Consider the following 18,946-nt stretch of genomic DNA (forward strand, 5'->3'; position numbering starts at 1 on the left):
CATAATGTGCTTGCATTAAATGTTGATGTATTAACATCTTATAGGAGAATACCGCATGGCTCAAAACGCACACCCCCATCGAAAGCTCAAGATAGCAGGCATCGTTGCACTGGTGGTTGTCATTGTGCTGCTCGGATTTGCCGGCAACTTTCTGTTTGACTTCGCGCTGAATCCCCGCGCGCCATACACCATGAAGATGATGCAGGACGGCAAGGACGACAAAGAAAGTGAGCAGCCGGATGCCGAGGACACCGAGGCACGGGCATGGTTTAAAAAGAATCGCGAGAGCAGCAGCCTCACCGCAGATGACGGAACCGAGCTCTCCGCTTGGTATTTTGCCGCCTCGGAGAACACCCACGATTACGCCGTCTGCCTGCATGGATATACCAACGAGCCCATCGGTATGGCCCGATACGTCAAGCGATTCCACGACCGCGGCATGAACGTGCTCGCACCTGCCGCCCGCGCCCACGAGCGCTCCGGCGGTGACTACATTGGCATGGGCTGGCCCGAGCGACTCGATGTCGTCGCGTGGATCGGGCGGATCGTTGCGGCCGATCCCAAGGCGCGCATCCTGGTCTTTGGCGAGTCGATGGGCGCGGCGACTGCCATGAACGTAGCGGGGGAATCTCTGCCCGCAAATGTGAAATGCATTATCGAGGACTGCGGCTATACAAGCGTTTGGGACGAGTTTTCCCTGCAGCTCAAGGACGTGTTCGGCCTGCCCAGCTTTCCCTTGCTCGATGTAGCAAACTTAGTGTGCAACGTGCGCGCAGGCTACGACTTTCATAAGGCGAGCAGTGTGGACCAACTCGAACACGCGACGGTTCCCATGCTGTTTATCCACGGCGACCAGGACACCTTTGTGCCGTACGACATGCTCGACCAAAACTACGACGCGTGTGCCAGCAAGGTTAAACAGAAGCTCACTATCCACGGCGCCACCCACGCCAAGAGCGCGCAAGTTGACCCCGAGCTCTACTGGAACACGGTCGACGACTTCCTCGACAAGAATTTTTAAGCAAATAGTACGGTTTACTGGTCTATCTGGCCCCTAGCACTTCCAAAAAGCCGCCCGTGGGCGCTGTGCTCACGGGCGGTTTTTACTAACGTTGCGCTACAAAAGCGCTTGATATGTCCAATAGCTAGGCGCTATTTGACCTCGATGAGCTCGTACTTGCTCGTGCCCAGGCCGATCTTCTCGGCATGCGCGATGCACGCGCGCCAGTCGGTGTCGGGATGCGTGATGCAGAAGGGATCCTTGGCCTGCTCGCCCTCCAGATGCTCGTGATTATGCTCCATCTTGGCCGCGCTGTCGGTAAGCTCGGTGTTAGGCAGCGGCTCGGACGCCAGGACGGCGTCGGCGCAGGCCTGGTCGATGGCGACCGGGTCGAAGCTCGCAAACATGCCGATGTCGTTGACGATGGGCGTGTCGTTCTCGGCATGGCAATCGCAATTGGGGCTGATATCCATGGCAAGCGAGATATGGAAGCTCGGGCGGCCGTCGACAACGGCCTTGGTGTACTCGGCGATCTTACAGTTGAGCACGTCGGCCGCGGCGTCATAGCCGGGCTTGATGGCGTCCTGGTTGCACACGCCGATACAGCGGCCGCAGCCCACGCAGCGATCGTGGTCGATGGCAGCCACGTGAACCGTGCGGGTGCTGCCGTTGGCAAGCTCGCGCTCATGCGTACCGTCAAACGTGATGGCGCCGTGCGCGCAAATCTTCTCGCAGGCACGGCAACCTACGCAGTTGGTGGTATCGACGCTCGGCTTGCCGGCGGCATGCTGCTCCATCTTGCCGGCACGGCTGCCGCCACCCATACCCAGGTTCTTCATGGCGCCGCCAAAGCCCGCCTGCTCATGACCCTTAAAGTGCGTAAGGCTGATCACGATGTCGGCATCCATGAGTGCCTGGCCGATCTTTGCCTCGCGCACATACTCACCACCCTCGACCGGGACGAGTGCCTCGTCGGTACCCTTGAGGCCGTCGGCGATGATGATCTGGCAACCCGTGGCATACGGGGTAAAGCCGTTCTGGTAGGCGGTGTCGATGTGCTCGAGCGCGTTTTTGCGGCTGCCGACATAAAGCGTGTTGCAGTCGGTGAGGAAGGGCTTGCCGCCCAGCTCCTTGACGACATCCGCGACGGCGCGGGCGTAGTTGGGGCGCAAAAAGCTCAGATTGCCCAGCTCGCCAAAGTGAATCTTGATAGCGACGAACTTGTTCTCGAAGTCAATCTGCTCAATACCGGCGCGACGGATGAGACGCTTGAGCTTGTCGAGCTGGCTCTCGCGAGCATGCGTGCGCAGGTTGGTGAAGTACACCTTAGCGGGTGCTGCGGGTGCAGTTGCGGTCATAGATCTATCCCCTCGGTCTATATGGCGTTACAGACATAGAGGATGGTACCCGTTAAAGTAGGGTCGAAGTCAAGCGCAACGCCGAGTCGTTAGGCACTCATTGGGGACAGACTTAAATGAGTACCGCCAGGGACAGTCCTTGCCAGCCCGGCCAGCGAGCCGGCGAATCGTCAAAGACTGTCCCCGATGACCAGTCATTTAAGAACGTCCCCGATGACTACTCTTGCACCTTGAGGGCCTCGGCTAGGCTGACGCGCTTGATAGAGCGCGTGTGCAGCAGCGCCACGACCAGGTAGGTCGCAAAGCCAATGCCGACGCATGCAGCCATGGACCAAGCGGGCACGTAGATCTCGATATTGCCGTTGTAGGCGAGCAGCATCGAGCGGAAGATGGCCGTGAGCGAGCCAATAATGACCGGCAGGCTCAGCACGAGCGACGCCGCCACGCACAGCGTGATCGAGCGGATGTACAGATGCGAGATCTCACTATCGCGATAGCCAAAGACTTTCATGTAGCTGATCGAACGGGCGCTGTGGTCGATCACCGCTTTGGTCAGCAGGTACATAAACAGCAGGAAGATAAACACCGCGAGCCCGACCATCATGCCGATCATTTTGCTCATCATGCCGATGAACTGGTCACCCACGGCGCGCATGTCGTCGGGCGTGGTGTCGCCGGCAAAGTAGCGCGCGTCGAGGTCGAGCTTCTCGTCGCTCACATAGCCGTTAAAGTAGGCGGCGTCGTTGTCGAACAGCTCGTTAAAGTCGTCGATACTCATATAGATGTTCATGTCCGACTTGGAGCCCCAGGCACAGTCCTTGCCCGCGTACTCAAAGGAATAATGCTCACCCTCGTACTTGTCGCTGAGCGTGACCTTCTGGCCCTCGCTCCAGCCAAACTTATCGAGCAGACCGCCGCCAAAGACGACGCGGCCATCGCCGATGTTGAGGCCCTTCCAGTAGCGCGAATCGGACGAGATGCCGTAGACAGAAATCGTCTCCTCGCCATTACCGTCGCCACGGTCGTACTGCAGCTGGTAAACGGCATATTTCTCGGCCTGCGCGATTGCGCCCGCGCCGTTGTCGGTCGTATTGACCGGGTGGATATCGTCGTTGTCAGTGTCGATCTTAGAGGCCTTGTCGATCAGGTCGATAGCCTCGTCGCGGTCGCAGCCAAGGGCATCGGCAAGATCGTCAAGGCGCGCGTAGAGCGCATCCTTCTTGTCCTGGACCTTGGCAAGCGCATCCTGCGCTGCGGTCAGGCTCTCGGCAGACGGAAATGCGGTCGCGGCATCGGCTGCCGTCTGCGCCGCATCGGCCGCGCCGTCAAGCTCGTCATCGGCATCCTGGGCGGCAGAAAGCAGCGCGCCGTCAACCGACTGCAAGCGCTCGAGTGCCGACCACTGCTCGCGCTCCTCGGTAGTGCCCTCGAGCTCCAGCGGCGCCTTGAGTGTGTACTGATGCTCGGCGACCAGGCTCGTCTCGAGGTTGTCGGCGTAGTGCGTCATCGTGGGCAAAATCGCCAGGCCAAAGAGCAGCAGCAGCGAGGCGAATGCAATGCCCACGAAGAGCGTGGCGAAGTTGCCCAGGTTGCGCAGGAAGACGCGCAGGCGGAAGCGCGAGACAAAGCCCATGCACTCCGGCAGCTGCAGGCCGCGCTTGGTGCCCGATTTGCCGCTCGCCTCGTGACGAAGGAACTGCAACGGCGTCTTGCCCATCTTGCGAAGCAGGCCCACCAGCGTGATGAGGATGAGCGCAGCGGCGGGGACCACGGCACACTTCACGAAGATCTCCCAGCTCCAGTACACCTGGAAGGGCGGCAGGCTGTACGAGCCGTAGTAGAGACCGCGCATGGGCTCGGTAAAGAACGCAACGCCGAGTGCGGTTCCCAAAAGTGCCGCGAGCACGCCCACGATGGCGGGAAGTGCCAGGTAATGCAGCACGATCTCGCGACGGCGATAGCCGCTGGCGAGCAGCGTGCCGATAATGGCGCTCTCCTCCTCGATGGTGGCGTCGGTAAGGACCACAAAGACAAACGCCATGATCACGATGATAATGTCGAGCAGCGTCATCCACATCATGGAGTCGCCGTCGACGTCGTCGCGCGCATAGCCAATGCCCTGATTGAAATCGGCATCGATCAGATCGTCCACGCGCGCATCGGCATCGGCCAGCGCCTCGACCATATCCTGCTCCGTATCGATGCGATCCGCGGTGGGGAGGTCGCGATCGGTAAAGGTAAAGGAGTAGGTGTAGGCAGGCGCGCCGCCGGCGTCCTCAAGCGCGGCAAAGCCGGCGTCGGTGACCTCGGCCACGCCGTACGTGATGGTGTTCACCGTAAAGTCCGAATTGTCGAGGAACAACGCCTGACTATCGGGCTGGGTCATGATGCCGCAGATGGTGTAGGTGCGGCCCTCAAGCTCGACCTTATCGCCCACGGCGAGGTCGTTGTTGGTGGCGAAGACACGGTCGATTGCCACCTCATCGTCCGTCTTGGGCTGCCTGCCTTCGCAGTAGGACGCAATGTCAACCTTGGTGCGATGCGCATAGGTGCGCAGGGTGCGCTTGGTGCCGTCGTCGCCAGCCGCCTTTTTGATGATGGCGTCGATAGAGAAGTTCTTGTAGAACGTAACGCCGCCGACGTCGCCGGCTGCATCCTCGGCGGCCTTGAGCTGGTCTTTGGTAGCCTCGAAGGAGGTGGTCACGCGGCCGTCCTCGATCGTGTACTCGTCGCGCATGTCGTCGATGAGGCAGCCGATGGAATGCGCCGCGAGCAAAAAGCCCGAGGTAAGGGCGATGCTTCCGCACATAAGCAAAAAGATGCCCAGGTACTTGCCGATATTGCGGCGCAGCTCGCGCGGGAGACGTTTTGCGAGAGGTGTCATGGCGCCGCCTACCAATCGAGCTCGGCGGCCGCGACGGGTGACTCGTTGAGCTCATCCTCGACGATGCGCCCGTCGCGCAGGCGCAGCACGCGATTTGCCATGCGCGCGATGGCGGCATTGTGGGTGACGATGATGATGGTGCAGTCGTAGGTGCGGTTGACATCCTCCATGAGCTGCAAGATTTCCTTGGACGTCTTGTAGTCAAGCGCGCCCGTGGGCTCGTCGCACAGCAGCAGGCCCGGGTTTTTGACGAGTGCACGGCCGATGGCGCAGCGCTGCTGCTGGCCGCCCGAGACCTGGCGTGGGAACTTGTTGCGGTGCTCGTAGAGGCCCAGCGAACGCAGCAGGTCGTCGACATTGAGCGGGTTTTTGGACAGGTGCGCCGTGACCTCGATGTTTTCCTTGATGGTAAGGTCGGGCACCAGGTTGTAGAACTGGAAGACAAAGCCCAGCTCGCGGCGGCGGTACTCGCCCAGATCGGCAGGCTTGAGCGCGGTGAGGTCGCAGCCGTCCACCATGATGGAGCCGCCGTCGGCATCCTCCAGGCCGCCAATGAGGTTGAGAAAGGTCGACTTGCCCGAGCCCGAGGGTCCCAGCATGACGCAGATCTCGCCGCGGTTGATGGACGTGTCGATGCCGTCGAGCACCGTCAGGCGCGCATCACCGTCGCCATAGTGTTTCCTGAGCCCGCTGACCTGGACATACGCTTGCTTTGTCGCCATGCTATCCCCCGTTGTTAGCCTTCTGCTACTTTTCTAGGCTAATAGTAAACCCGGGCGAACTATTTTTAAGCGACGTGCACGGCTTTTTTCCAACCTACTCATTGGGGACAGACTTAAATGAGTGAAATCGCTCATTTAAGTCTGTCCCCAATGAGTGCCGGCAGGAAAGGAACGTCCCCAAGTGCCGACATATTGGGACAGTCCTTGCCAGCCCGACCAGCGGCCCGGCGAATCGACAAAGACTGTCCCCAATGACTGGTCATTTAAGAACGTCCCCAATGACTAGGTGGCTAGGCGTGGGATTTGTTGTGGGCGAGGGCTAGGCCTACGGCGGCGATGGCGGCGGCGAAGAGCACCGTGACGCCTAGGTCGCAGGCGATGTCGCCCAGCACGGCAGACGTCAGGTCCGAGGCAAGCGCCTTGCCGATCGCGTCGTTCACCCAATACGTCGGCACAAAGTGCGCCACCGTCTGCACGGCCGAACCCATCAGCGACAGCGGCATCCAGGCGCCACCCAAAAACGTCATGAGCATGCCGAGTAAGTTGCCCACACCGTTGAGCAGCTCCTCGCGCGCGCCCAGGCTCGACAGCGTAAAGCCAACAGCCAGCGGCGTGCACGCCAGGGCAAACGTTGCCGCCAGCGCCAGGCACACGCGACCCACGCCGACCTCGGCAACCGCGCTGGCAAAGCCCACGACGCCCATCATGCTCGACACGAGCCAGATGCAGACGGTGAGCACGGCGGCGGCCGCGAACACAGCGAGCGAACGCTGGCGCTCAGAGACCGGGCTGGCATGCATGCGGCGCACGCGCTCGGGCTCGTTCATGCCCGAGAACACCAGTCCCACCGACACGATGACCGACGAGATGATCGCGTACGCGCCAAAGTTGAAGTACGACTCGAGCGTGGTAGCAGCAGTCGAGTCGACCTTGACCTGCTCGATCTGGACCTCCGCGCGCTTTGCGGCCGCGTGCTCGGCGGCCCTTGCGACGTCACCGTTGGAGGCAGCGGGTTCAAGCGCCGCCGCGGCGCCCGCGAGCGAGATCCAGCGCGAGGCCTCGGCAGACGAGAGCGCCGCCGCCATGGTGCCGGAACCGTAGGTCACGTCGAGCTTGGGCAGGGCCTCCCCCGCACGGGCGGCTGCAACAAGATCGTCCTCAAACCCCTCCGGGATAAAGAACACGCAATCGGCACTGCCCTTGGCGCTGTTGCTCTTGGAGAGCGCATCGGCAAGGTCGTACGCGTCGTCGCCGATGCCCGTGACCAGGTCAAAGCGTGAGCCCAGGTGCTTGGTAAGCGCCCGCGAAAGGTCGCTATTGTCGCGGTCGACCACGATCACGTTGGTGTCGTAGGGCTTGTACTCGGTAAGCTGCGACGAGTTCCAGCTCACCGAAGCCGCGATGAATACGCCCATGAGCGAGATGAACACCGTATAGATGAGCAGGTAGAACGGGTGCGCCAGCGCCATGCGAAGCGCGGTCTTAAAGGTGCTCATAGCGGCTCCTTCCAAAGATCAGCGTAGCGGCGGCGACAAACACCAGGGCCATCAGGACGAGCGCGCCGGCGCGAACAGCGAAGGGCCCCAGGTCCTCAAAGAAATACAGGCGATTGAACATGTCGCAGATGAGCTTGACGGGGTTGAGCCAGCACTCGACCGGACAAGCGCGGGCGACGTCGTCGGCAAGCGCCATCGCCGGCTCGCCGTAGAGGCCGGCGAACAGGGCGCACGTGGTGGCAAAGCCCGTGAGGATGCCCGACTTGGATGCCTTGCCGCCCTTAACGGGAAGCGTGCCCACAAAAAGCCCCAGGCCCGTGGCGGCAAGCGCGGATGCAGCCCCGCCCAGCAGGCACAACCCCTCGCGCCCGCCAAAGTCGACGCCCACGACCAGGCGCACGTAGCCGATCGCAACCGCCATCGATGCAAAGGAAACCAGCCACGAGCCGACAAAAATGCCGGCCAGCGACGCCGTCTTGGAAAGACCGCCCACGCAGCGGCGCGCGCCGAGGCCGGACAGATTGGGCTGCAAATCGACGACGCTCAAAGCGGCAAACTCGGCAGACATCATCGCGACCAGGCCAAAGAGCGCGTAATAGTAGATGGTCGTGCCGTCGGGCGTGGTGCGTGTCAGGCTTACGCGACGGGTGCCGCCCTTAAGCGACAGGGCGCGCGCAACCGCTTCCGGGTCGGCGAGCGCCGCCGGGTTGTCTTGGGCAATCTGGGACATGAGCTCGGCATTTTGCGTATACGAGCTTGCCACCGTCTCAAGGATGCTGCGGTCGGTGAGCACCGTCGACGCACGCGAGCTGCCATAGCTCGAAAGCAGCGTGAGCCTGGGTGCGCCCGCATCGTCGACCGTATAGATGCCCGCGACCTCGCCGGCCTTGAGTGCTTTGCGCGCGGCTGCCAAGTCTTCGTACTCGCTCACATCGAGCAGCTGGTCGTCACCTTCCTTGGCAAGCGAAGCCGCCACATCCTTAAAGGTCGAGGCATCCCAGGCCTCGTCCGCCACGACGGCAACCGGCACCGGGTCGACCGTGCCGTCGGAGCTGAGGTTCGCAAACATAAACATGAACATCGTGGAAAGCGCGATAGGAAAGAGAGCGCCCCAGACCCACGTGCTCGGCCGGCGCAGCAGCGTCTTGACCGTGGTGATGATGGTGTTGAACATGGCCGCCCCCTAGTCGCGCAGCTCGCGGCCGGTGATCTCGAGGAATACGTCGTTGAGGGTCGGCGGTTCGGAATAGATGCGGCCGAGCGGCACGTCATGCGAGCGCAGCGCATCGAGAATGTCCGTCAGGTTGTGCGGGCTCGCTTCGCACGAAAACGTGAGTTGTCCCGCCGTTGCCGAAAGGTCCAGAACGTGCGGCAGGCTTGCGACGGCACCGAGCGCCGCACTCGGAACCTCGCCGACCTCGATTACAATCTTCTCGCCCATCTGAATCATGCGCTTGAGCTCGTCGTTAGTGCCCTGCGCCAGCACGCGCCCACCGTCCATGATCATGATGCGGCTGCAGATCTGCTCGACTTCCTCCATGTAATGGCTGGTATACACCACCGTGGCGCCCTCGTCGCGCAGGCGGCAGATGCCCTCCAGGATGGCGTTGCGGCTTTGCGGGTCGACCGCCACCGTGGGTTCGTCAAAAAAGATGAGCTCGGGCTTGTGCGCGATGCCGCAGGCAATGTTGAGACGACGCGCCAGGCCGCCCGAGAGCTTGCCGGGACGGAACTTGGTAAAGTCGCCCAGGCCGACAAAGTCGATCGCCTCGTCCACCAGCGCGCGGCGGCGCTTGCGGTCGTTAACGTAGAGGCTGCAGAAATAGTCGATGTTCTCGCGCACCGTGAGCTCGTCAAACACCGCCACCTGCTGCGGTACCACGCCGATGCGGCGCTTGAGGTCGTAACGCGTGGGCGTCATGGGCTCGCCGAACAGCTCGATGGTACCTTTGTCGTAGGAGAGCAGCTGCAAAATGCAGTTGATGGACGTGGTCTTGCCCGAGCCGTTGGGGCCCAGCAGGCCAAAGATCTCGCCGGGGGCGATGCTCAGATTAAAGTGATCGAGCGCAATAAGATCGTCATAGCGCTTGACGAGGTTTTCGACGTGGACGATGTCTGTCATGAGGCGGCCCTTCTGTTGGTCGTGGCCCGGTACGATTTCATCATCGCAGGAGCGGGCGGCACGCACCAGTGAGCTTTGTCACGAGTAATGGGGCGGAGGCGAAACCCCCGCTCGCGCGAGCGATCGACGCCGCTTTGCCGCGCGGGAGGAATGTCACGGTTGCGCAGGCGGCCCCTCCACCATGCGCGGCTTCGCGTACAATACCCGTATGAACAGGCTTTTCGACAAATCGATCGTGCTGGCGTGCTGTATTGCGGCCGCCATGGGTCTTACTGTGAACGCTCACCTGGTCGCGGCGTTTTGCCTTGGCGTTATTGCCACCTCGCTGGCCGAGGTCGCACGGGGGAACCGCGCCCGCCGTGCGAGCGAGGCCGCGAGCTACGTTTACGCCATCGCGGCTGTCTTCGTGCCGCCGTTTGTGCCGTTTGCGCCTCTCGCCCTCTATGACATCGCGCGGCGCGTGCGCCGTGAGCACGCCTGGATCGCGCTGGGCATTGGCGTCGTCTTTGTCTTTGCGCTCGTCGCGGACCTTCGCACCGACGCGCTCACCGCCCGAACGCTCCTGCTGACCGCCATCCTTTCGGTTGCCGCCACCTTGCTATCGCTACGTACCGCCCAGTTAGAGCGCGAGCAGCAGCGCATGCGCCGTACCCGAGACGAGCTGCAGGAACGAGCCCTCGCGCTCGAGGCGCGCAACCGCGACCTTGCCGACCGCCAGGACTACGAAGTCGAGCTCGCGACGCTCGCCGAACGCGCCCGCATCGCGCGCGAGATCCACGATAACGTGGGCCACCAGCTCACGCGTGCCTCGCTGCAGACCGAGGCCCTGCGCGTCGTGCACGCCGACGAGCCCGGCGTCGCCGCCGATTTCGCCGACGTCAAACGCACGGTTGACGAGGCGCTCCAGCTCGTACGTGCCAGCGTCCATGCGCTCAACGACAACGCCGTCGACCTTTCCGTGCAGCTCGAACGCATTGTTGAAGGCGTGCGCTCGGACGGCGGCCCGCAGATTGAGCTTGAAGTTATGGCCGAGCATGCGCCCGCAAATGTCGCCAACTGCTTTGCGGCGGTCCTGCGCGAAGCGCTCTCCAACACCATGCGCCACGCCCATGCCAAAACCATTACCGTGCGGTGCATGGAGCATCCGTCGTTTTACCAGCTCATCGTTACCGATGATGGCGCAGACGCGACCCCGGCGAGCAGCAGCAACGTCGCAGAAGGCATGGGGCTCGTCTCCATGCGCGAGCGCGTCGAGGCGCTTGGCGGCACCTTCACCGCCGGCCCGCGCGCCGGCGCCGGCGGCTGGCGTGTGTTTGCCACCGTTCCCAAACAGCAAGGAGATGAGGCCCGATGAGGCTCATAGTTGTCGACGACGACCGTTTGGTGGTCGATTCGCTCAAGATTATCCTGGGCGCACAGCCGCAGATCGAGGTGGTGGGTACCGGCGCCAATGGCGACGACGCGGTCGCGCTCTACGCTGAGCACACGCCCGACATCGCGCTGCTCGACATTCAGATGCCGGGGCGCGACGGACTTTCGGCGGCACGCGAGATCCTTGAGCGCGACCTTGCGGCGCGCGTGGTGTTTCTGACGACATTCTCGGATGACGAGTACATTGTGTCGGCGCTTAAACTGGGCTCTCGCGGCTATCTGATCAAAACCGATGTCGCCGCGATTCCACCGGCGTTGGCGCAGGTCATGTACGGTAAACGCGTGCTCGAGGGTAAGGCGATCGAGGACATCGATTTTGACGGGACAGGCGCCGATGCCAGCACGCCTCGCCGACCCGCCGCCTTTGCCAGCCTGACCGACCGTGAGTTCGAAGTCGCCGAGCTCATCGCCCGCGGCCTCGATAACAAGGAGATTGCCGCCGCCGCTTACATGGGCGAAGGCACGGTGCGCAACCACATCAGCTCGATCCTTGCCAAAATGGGCCTACGCAACCGAACGCAGATCGCCATCGCCTACCTGCGAGGGTAATTACCCAACAACCGACCACCCCGGCATAGCAAAATGGCTGCTATCGATTTAATGCCATTTCAAAACTATGCCGGTTTACTACGATGAATCGCCTACCTTCGACCACGGCAAATTGCACGCTTCCAAAACCGCAGGTAGAACGCTTGCGATATTTAGAAAAATGCAGTCATGGTCGGGAATGTCGAGTTCATCGTAGTAAACCGGCATAGTTTTGTTCGGGCGGCCCTGCGCGAGTGCCTCCGCAAGCCTTGCGAGACCAAAATGATCTGCTTTCTTCCGCCCGCGGAGATCGGCTGACGGCGCCCGCCACGAAATGGGCCCATCTACTACGTTTGACCCGATACCCCTGACCATAGCCGCGTTTCATGAAAAATCGCAGGCGTTCTACCTGCGGTTTTCATTTCACATTACTTGCCGTGGTCGAGGGCTGCCGCCTAAACATAGTAGATGGGCCCATTTCGTGGCAGACGGGTCATTTTCGGGCTGGACGGGTCGCGTGGCGGCCCGCACACGCGCTCACGCGCGGGGCCGGCGGGGCATTTTTGCCCCGCCGGCCCCTATTCCAGTTCTACCCCTGCGCTACTCCGGCTTGGTTTCTACTGTGGGAGTCTTGTCCGCTGCGACTGGGGTGCGGGCGGTGTCCATAGTCAGGCAGTGCTTGGGGCAGCTCTCGATGCACTCACCGCACACCACGCAGGCATACGGGTCGATCGACCACGTTCCACCCTTGCGATCGACTGCGAGCGCGCCCGCCGGACAGCGACGCGCACACATGCCGCAGCAGATGCACGCGTCCATGTCGTTGACGATATGCCCGCGCAAGCGCTCGGGTGCCGCGAGCTTCTCCTGCGGATAGCACACCGTTACCGGCTGCTTGACCATAGAGCCCAAGGCCGTCTTGGCAAATGTCAGCAAACTCATGCCGCGCCTACCTTTCCGTGCAGCTAATGCAGGGGTCGATGGTCAGGATAATCATGGGCACGTTGGCAAGGAGCACGCCCTGCAGCGCATGTGTCAGACCCGCCAGGTTCTGCGACGTCGGCGTGCGCACGCGGAAGCGGTCCAGGTTCTTGGTGCCGTTACCGCGCACATAGTAATACGCCTCGCCGCGCGGCTGCTCAATCACAACCTCGCCGCGTGCGCCGTCGGCCGGCGTAAGCTTGGTGCGCCCGCCGATCCCGTCGTGCGGAATCTTGCCCACAAGCTCCTTAATGATGTCCATGGCCTGCGTGACCTCGGCACAGCGCACCTGGCAGCGGGCATAGCAATCGCCATCGGTGGCGACAACCGGCTCAAACGCAGCCAGGTCCGCATAGGCACCGTCGCTAAACATGCGCACGTCGTAGTCCACGCCCGAGGCGCGCCCAAACGGGCCGACCATCGACAGATCCAGCGCGTCCTTCTTGCTGATCACGCCCACGCCATGCAGGCGCTCGCCACAGCTGACGTCGTCCAAAAACGTATGCACCAGGGCCTCGTAGTCGGGACGCATGGCATCGAGCGTCTGGACAATGCCAGCCAGCTCGGAGTCCTCAATGTCGTGCTTTAGGCCGCCGATCTCGTTAATCGAAAGGATCACGCGGCCACCGCACGTGCTCTCGAAGATCTTGAGAATCTGCTCGCGCAGGGTCCACGACCGATAGAACAGCGCCTCGAAGCCAAAGGCATCGGCGAGCAGGCCCAGCCACAGCAGGTGCGAGTGGATGCGCGAAAGCTCGTGCAAAATAGTGCGGATATACTGCACGCGGCCGGGCACCTCGATGTCGAGCATGCGCTCGCAGGCGCTGGCATAGCCGTAGCTGTGGCCCACGGCGCAAATGCCGCAGATGCGCTCGGCGATGTAGCCAAACTGGTGCATGTCGCGCTTTTCGGTGAGCTTCTCGAGTCCGCGGTGCACAAAGCCGATCTGCGGAATTGCCTCGATGACGCGGTCGTCCTCGATCACCAGGTCTAGATGAAGCGGCTCGGGCAGCACCGGGTGCTGCGGGCCAAACGGAATAACGGAGCGATGTGCCATGGACTTTACGCCTCCTTTTTCTGCTTGTCGCGGACGGCCTTGGCGGCAAGCGCCGCGCGGACCTTGGCCGCTTTCTCGGGATCCATGGCGGCGAGCTTTGCCTCCATCTCGGCAGCCTTGAGCGCGGCCTTGGCGGCAGCTTCATCGTGCTGAGCATCGGAGCCGGCAGCCGCAGCGGGCTGAGCAGCGGCGCCCGCGGCATCGCCGGCGCTGGCAGCGCCCTCCCCTGCAGCAGCCGCAGCAGCGGCGGCCTTCTCGGCCGCGGCCTTGCGCGCCTTGGCCTCGGCAGCGGCACGGACCTTCATGGCTTTCTCTCGCGCAGCCTTCACCTCGGGCGTGATAACGCTCATGGGCTCGGCAGTCGAGACCTGGTAGAAAAAGCCCTTAAAGTCGATCTGCATATCGGTGATGGCAAGACCGAATAGGTCGTGCGCTTCGTTTTCAAACGGGAATACCGCCGGACAGTACGAGCTGATGGACGGAATCTCCTGGTGCCGATCAATTCCCTCAACCACCAGGTTCTCGATCGCATAGCTACCGTCCTGCGCAATATGCTCCTGAGCAGCATGAACGTTGATAAACGTATAGACCAAGCGATACGTGCCGTCGTCGACGTTGCGCTCGGCGTGCATTTGCACAAAGCGGGCACCGGCGCCCTTGAGCGCCTGGACATGCGACAGGAGCTCGTCGATCCCAACGGTGGTATAGATTGCCTCTTGCATTACTCGGCCTCCTTTGCAGCGGCGGGCGCACCGTCAGCCGCGTCTGCGTCGACACCGGCCCCGGCACCCGCAGCAGCCACAAACCCGTCCTCGCCCAACTCAACGCCACCGTCCCAAGTAGCGGCACCGCCCACGGTAAGCGGATCGCCGCCGGCGCGCATCACGGCCTCCTTCTGGTCCAAGATGCCGCACGCCTCCACGATGGCATCGATCACGGTCTCGGGGCGAATGGCGCATCCGGGCGCGTACACGTCCACGGGAATCGCGCGGTCCACGCCGCCGATCACGTTGTAGGCATCGCGGAACACGCCGCCCGAGCACGCGCAGATGCCGCAGGCCACCACGCACTTGGGCTCGAGCATCTGGTTGTAGATCTGGCGCACGACGGGCAGGTTCTGGGCATTGACCGACCCCGTCACCAAAAAGATATCCGCATGCTTGGGGTTGCCGGTGTTGACCACGCCAAAGCGCTCCGCATCGAACAGCGGCGTGAGCGAGGCCAGCACCTCGATATCGCATCCGTTGCAGCTCGAACCGTCGTAATGAATAACCCACGGCGAGCGCGACATTTTATGATCCATGGATGCCGCCTCCTAAATAAACACGTCAACGAGGATGGGCATAAGGTTGAGCAGGCCAAACACCAGCGCCACGCCCCAGCCGAGCTTAAAGCAGCTGCGCCAGGTGCTACGGGCAAAGGTGTTGTCGATCAGGACCTCGACAAAGTACGTCGCAGCCATCACGACCAGGGCTACGACCCAGCTCACCGGGTTGTCCCAGACAAAGAACATGCCCACCCACATCAAAAACAGCACGGTCTCGCACCAGTGCATAAGGGTCATCTTGGCCAGCGTGCCGCCGCTCATCTCGGTGGCGACGCCCTGGACGATCTCCTGATGCGCGTGATGCGAATACGAAAGGTCGAACGGCGACTTGCGCAGCTTGATGGTAAGCACCGCGAGCAGCGCGAGGAAAATGGGCGCGCTGTACACGATGATGGGGGCCGACTGCCCCGTCACGGCGATGGAGTCGAAGCTGTCGGTGGCAAGGTACAGGCCCACACTCATCAGCAGAACGGCGGGCTCGTAACTCATAACCTGCAGCAGCTCGCGGTCGGCACCGACCTGGGCAAATGGGCTTTGCGTCGAGGCGGACGCCAGCACCACAAAGATCGCGGCAAGCGTCACCATAAAGGCGCATAACAGCGTGTTGGAGCCCGACACAAAGATGCCGCCGCCCACCACGGTAAAGATGAGCGCGCATGCCATATAAGTATCGTCCATGGTGTTTACGCTGGCGGGAGCCTTGCGCAGCAGCTTGGCAACGTCGTAGAAGGGCTGCAGCAAGCGCGGGCCCACGCGGCCCTGCATGCGAGCCGAAAGTTTGCGGTCAACGCCGTCGATCAGGCCGCCCACAAGCGGCGCAATCAAGGCAAACGCCACGGTGCCTATGAAGATGCCCACGACGCCCGAACCTTCGAAATACTTGCCGCGCAGCACCGAGGGCGCACTCATGGCGAGTCTCTCGGGCCCAATCCACGCGCAGCACAGCAGCGCAAACAGGATGATGGCACAGCAAACAACACTACCCGCGGGGCCAATACGCTTCTCGCCAAGGGCGTCCTCCGAGTACCAATTGCGCTTTTCGGCCTTCACCTCGTGTCCCATCGAGCCGCGGAAATGGCGGTAATTGTCGGTTCCCACACCCGAAAGATATACGTTTACGTGCGGTTTGTTGCTCACGCGGAACGACGTCAGCAGCACCACGGCGATAAACGCCACGATGACCACCATCAGATACATGGCGTCCTTGCCAATAACGTACGGCACGCGGCCAAACACCATGGCGAGGTAGGGCGACACCAGACCGCTCGAGATAACCGGGAACGCCACGCAGCACAGAATCAGCAGCGCGGCGATGGTGTTAAGCGCCATCCATTCGGTCTTATGGACATTGACCTCAACGTTTTGAGCCGTGGGATCGATGCCCGAAAGCTTAGCAAGCCACTTGCCCCAGAAGTAAAACGTCGCGGCCGAGCCAAAGGCAAGCACCATGATCATGAGCACGTTGCCGGTCTGCGCAAACGCCACCAGGGCGCCCCACTTGGACACGAGCATGCCAAACGGCGCCACAAACATGCCCATGATACCCAGCATCATCAGACGCGTCAGGTGCGGCATGCGGCTGAACATGCCGTCCATGTCCTCGATATTGCGGCTGCCGATATGATGCTCGGCCGTGCCCACGCACAGGAACAGCAGCGACTTGGCCACCGTGTGGAACAAGATCAGGAAGATGGCCGCCCATACGGCCTCGGGCGCGCCGACACCCAAGCAGGCACTGATGAGGCCCAAGTTGGAAATGGTGGAGTACGCGAGCACGCGTTTGGCGTTGCTCTGCGAGATGGCCATGAGTGCAGCGAGCAAAAACGTGATGGCACCCACACTCGTGACCATAAAGCCGGTCACGGGGTAGATGGCATAGAGTGGGCTCAGCTTGACCATCAGGAACACGCCGGCTTTGACCATGGTTGACGAGTGCAGCAGGGCGCTCGTGGGAGTGGGTGCAACCATGGCACCCAACAGCCAAGTGTGGAACGGCATCTGTGCGGCCTTGATGAGCGCGGCGAGCGACAACAGGATGACCGGCATCACCAGCAGCGCGGACTGCGCGGTTCCGGTGCCGGAAAGCTCGATCATGCCCGAGATGGTCAGCGGCATGCCGTTAACGTGCAGATACATAAGTCCGGCCAAAAACGCGATGCCGCCCAGCATGTTGAGGATGATTTGGGTAAAGGCGTTCTTGATGGCCTCGGGCGTACGCGTGTAGCCAATCATAAGGAACGAACACACGGTGGTGATTTCCCAGCCGCAGAACAGCCACTCAAGGTTGTCGCTCGTCACGATGACGAACATGGCCGAGAGGAACAGGAACATGAGCGCCAGGAACTGCGGGCGACGGTCGGGCGCGGTCTGCCCGCGCAGCGCGGCCTCGTGCTCGTCATGGGCCTGGAAGTCCTTCATGTAGCCCAGGGCATACAAGCAGATTAGACTGCCAACGATGCCGACGGCGAGGACCATGATCACGCTCATGTAGTCCAGGTAGAGTGGCGTTGCCGTGACGGCTTCGGCCGCGGGCAGCGTCATGGCTGCAAAGGCGAGCGAGCCCACCAGCTGGACTATGCCGAGCACCGTGGTGAGCGCGTTCCTATATTTGTACGCGTTGTACAGGATGACAGCGCACAGGATGACGTCGATAACGGAACTGATGATCGAGAGCACATGCGAGGTGCCGGGGGCAACCTCAAAGCTCTGCGGACCCGTGCCAAAAAACATGACGGCGACTACAACTGTCACCGCCATAATAATGCCGGAGCCTATGAGCCCCGCCGCATCGCGGGCGCGGTCACCGCGCGCGAGCAGCATGCCCAGCGCCGGTACCAGCGGAAACAGGGTAAGGAAATACAGTAGCGTCATACCATCACTCCCCCATGCTAAAACGCTGCAATTGTTTAACGTTATAGCTCAATTGAGGAGTAGCGGCGGCGGGTTTTCGGTCAACTGGGGAGTTTTAGGCGTACGGGGTAAGGGCACGCCCGCATTGGAGCAGAGGGGCGGCAAGAAAAATGCGCCCCTGTGGGTGCACCATCCCGTTTGCTATTCCGCCTTTTTAACGCGCGGCTTGCGACCGCGCGGCTTATCGACCAGTGCGGACTCACCGCTCTCGCGGTACTGACGGCACCAAGCCTTGACCGAAGACTCGCTAGGAATCTTGTGCTTGATCATGGCCTCGCGAACCGTTAAGCCGTTTTCCAAGCGGTCCTTGACCACGGCGAGCTTAACTTCGTACGAATAGGTGTGATGATGCGAACCGGCGTTGAGAACGGCGTCGGCACCGCCCACGGCATATGCGCGGGCCCACTGACGAGCCGTGGCCTGGGGAATGCCGAGCTCCGCGGCGAGGGCGCGATGACCGACCCCCTCTTGGAGGACCTCGACGGCGCGCTGCCTAACCTCGGGCGCATGCGTGCGAGTCCTTGTTGCTTCCGACATACCTGCCACTTCTTAGCCTTAACCGTTAATCTGCTTTCTTACGTGCATGTTAGATAGTAGCATTTTGCTGTTTGCGCGTAACAGTTAATTGAAAATCGCACGGCGGCATCTGGGCATTTGCCATTAATTTGCAACAGTTCTTTAGGTTTTATTTACGCAGCTAGTTAGCTCGCGGCTCATTGACGGTGTTTTACCAACCAGATTGGTATCTTTTTGTTTCGCTTGGTATGGTTTTCATAATTATTAACCCCTCAGCCTCTGAGCTAGCATGTCAGTCTTCCGCTTACTTTCCAGCTTTCTACTTAACTTTCCAGCTTTCCACTTAACTTTCCAGCTTTCTACCCAGCTTTCCACCTTAGGTGTTAAGTTAAGTGGAAAGTTGGAAAGCTTGGTGGAGGGGTCGGGAGAGCTAAAACACCTTTCTCCAACGGCGGCTGGGCAGTTAGTTCAGATACGTATTTTTCTATGCTGATAAAGCTGCACTATGGTCCCCGGAGAGGGTTCTTTGGCGACCCATTGCACGCAAATCGAGCCAGATAGCTACCGAACCCTAGTTTTGAGCCCCTTTCTTCCCCAAAACGAGCGCCGGATGC

Annotated in this window: 15 protein-coding genes; 3 read left to right on the plus strand and 12 right to left on the minus strand. The window is 61.3% G+C overall.

The window, feature by feature from the left end:
* Positions 1-55: 55 nt before the first annotated feature.
* Positions 56-1,021, plus strand: a complete 966-nt coding sequence (locus DW211_RS01365; protein ID WP_117634579.1) for an alpha/beta hydrolase — start codon at positions 56-58, stop codon at positions 1,019-1,021.
* Positions 1,022-1,152: 131 nt separating this feature from the next.
* On the opposite strand, the gene DW211_RS01370 is transcribed toward DW211_RS01365, so the two are convergent.
* The 6 genes from DW211_RS01370 to DW211_RS01395 form a co-directional block, all read right to left on the minus strand.
* Positions 1,153-2,358 carry a DUF362 domain-containing protein gene (locus tag DW211_RS01370; RefSeq protein WP_117634581.1) on the minus strand — a complete coding sequence of 402 codons (1,206 nt, stop codon included), beginning with the start codon at positions 2,356-2,358 and terminating at the stop codon, positions 1,153-1,155.
* Positions 2,359-2,575: 217 nt separating this feature from the next.
* On the minus strand, positions 2,576-5,242 hold the full coding sequence (locus tag DW211_RS01375) for an ABC transporter permease (protein WP_118258764.1): 2,667 nt from the start codon (positions 5,240-5,242) through the stop codon (positions 2,576-2,578).
* 8 nt (positions 5,243-5,250) lie between these two features.
* Positions 5,251-5,964: an ABC transporter ATP-binding protein gene (locus DW211_RS01380; RefSeq protein ID WP_118258766.1), complete on the minus strand. Its 714-nt coding sequence runs from the start codon at positions 5,962-5,964 to the stop codon at positions 5,251-5,253.
* 290 nt (positions 5,965-6,254) lie between these two features.
* Entirely contained in the window at positions 6,255-7,460 is a 1,206-nt protein-coding gene (locus DW211_RS01385; protein WP_117800078.1) for an ABC transporter permease, read from the minus strand.
* Positions 7,447-8,634 (minus strand): ABC transporter permease, encoded by a 1,188-nt coding sequence (locus DW211_RS01390; protein ID WP_118258768.1) that lies wholly within the window; start codon positions 8,632-8,634, stop codon positions 7,447-7,449. Before DW211_RS01390 ends, DW211_RS01385 begins: the two co-directional genes overlap by 14 nt.
* A gap of 9 nt (positions 8,635-8,643) precedes the next feature.
* Positions 8,644-9,582: an ABC transporter ATP-binding protein gene (locus tag DW211_RS01395; RefSeq protein ID WP_118258770.1), complete on the minus strand. Its 939-nt coding sequence runs from the start codon at positions 9,580-9,582 to the stop codon at positions 8,644-8,646.
* Between the two features lie 208 nt (positions 9,583-9,790).
* Between DW211_RS01395 and DW211_RS01400 the strand changes: the two genes are divergently transcribed.
* A complete protein-coding gene (locus DW211_RS01400) occupies positions 9,791-10,936 on the plus strand; it encodes a sensor histidine kinase (RefSeq protein ID WP_158568461.1) in 1,146 nt (381 codons plus the stop codon).
* Positions 10,933-11,562 carry a response regulator transcription factor gene (locus DW211_RS01405; protein WP_118258774.1) on the plus strand — a complete coding sequence of 210 codons (630 nt, stop codon included), beginning with the start codon at positions 10,933-10,935 and terminating at the stop codon, positions 11,560-11,562. The genes DW211_RS01400 and DW211_RS01405 overlap by 4 nt, the downstream gene beginning before the upstream one ends.
* 579 nt (positions 11,563-12,141) lie before the next feature.
* On the opposite strand, the gene DW211_RS01410 is transcribed toward DW211_RS01405, so the two are convergent.
* The 6 genes from DW211_RS01410 to DW211_RS01435 form a co-directional block, all read right to left on the minus strand.
* Positions 12,142-12,483: a 4Fe-4S dicluster domain-containing protein gene (locus tag DW211_RS01410; protein WP_117630030.1), complete on the minus strand. Its 342-nt coding sequence runs from the start codon at positions 12,481-12,483 to the stop codon at positions 12,142-12,144.
* Between the two features lie 7 nt (positions 12,484-12,490).
* The gene (locus DW211_RS01415; RefSeq protein ID WP_117630031.1) at positions 12,491-13,579 is read right to left on the minus strand and encodes a nickel-dependent hydrogenase large subunit; all 1,089 of its coding nucleotides are present in this window, start codon (positions 13,577-13,579) and stop codon (positions 12,491-12,493) included.
* Positions 13,580-13,584: 5 nt separating this feature from the next.
* Positions 13,585-14,301, minus strand: a complete 717-nt coding sequence (locus DW211_RS01420; protein WP_118258776.1) for an NADH-quinone oxidoreductase subunit C — start codon at positions 14,299-14,301, stop codon at positions 13,585-13,587.
* Positions 14,301-14,882, minus strand: coding sequence for an NADH-quinone oxidoreductase subunit B family protein (locus tag DW211_RS01425; protein WP_118258778.1), 582 nt, complete (start codon positions 14,880-14,882; stop codon positions 14,301-14,303). The genes DW211_RS01420 and DW211_RS01425 overlap by 1 nt, the downstream gene beginning before the upstream one ends.
* A gap of 12 nt (positions 14,883-14,894) precedes the next feature.
* Entirely contained in the window at positions 14,895-17,777 is a 2,883-nt protein-coding gene (locus tag DW211_RS01430) for a proton-conducting transporter membrane subunit (protein ID WP_118258780.1), read from the minus strand.
* Positions 17,778-17,957: 180 nt separating this feature from the next.
* Positions 17,958-18,353 (minus strand): helix-turn-helix domain-containing protein, encoded by a 396-nt coding sequence (locus tag DW211_RS01435; RefSeq protein WP_117564058.1) that lies wholly within the window; start codon positions 18,351-18,353, stop codon positions 17,958-17,960.
* Positions 18,354-18,946: the final 593 nt, after the last annotated feature.

This window comes from Collinsella sp. AM18-10, from assembly GCF_003471585.1.
GTDB lineage: Bacteria > Actinomycetota > Coriobacteriia > Coriobacteriales > Coriobacteriaceae > Collinsella.